Below are 374 nucleotides of genomic sequence, written 5' to 3' on the forward strand. Positions count from 1 at the left end.
TAAGGATGCATAAATTTAGTTATTTAGTGATTTTCAAGTTAATCTTTGTATATTTTAGATATACCATCCCCCTAAAAACCCTTTAAAATGATATTTGGAGCTCTATATAAATTATAGGCTATAGATTCCATAACATGTTGCGTATGCGTTTTATCAAGGCCTATATACCTAGTCCCTGCACTACGGAACCACCTCTTAATACTTCCAAATACCCTTTCTACTTTATAGCGCGTCTTAGATACCAATTTATTAAACCGTTTAGCAGCAGGTGATAAAGGATGATTTCTACTACCTTTCTTTTGAATAGCTGATTTTAATTTCTTGTCTTTTAGTAAAATTTCGTTGGGCAAACCGCTATAGCCTTTATCTCCATA

Annotated in this window: 1 protein-coding gene; it reads right to left on the bottom strand. The window is 32.9% G+C overall.

All coding sequences use genetic code 11. The features are described from left to right. Positions 1-71: 71 nt before the first annotated feature. Positions 72-374: transposase (locus tag ACRRVB_RS05080; protein ID WP_432466855.1), on the bottom strand; the 303-nt coding region annotated here is incomplete at its 5' end.

It is taken from the genome of Candidatus Cardinium hertigii (assembly GCF_050864855.1).
GTDB lineage: Bacteria > Bacteroidota > Bacteroidia > Cytophagales > Amoebophilaceae > Cardinium > Cardinium hertigii_C.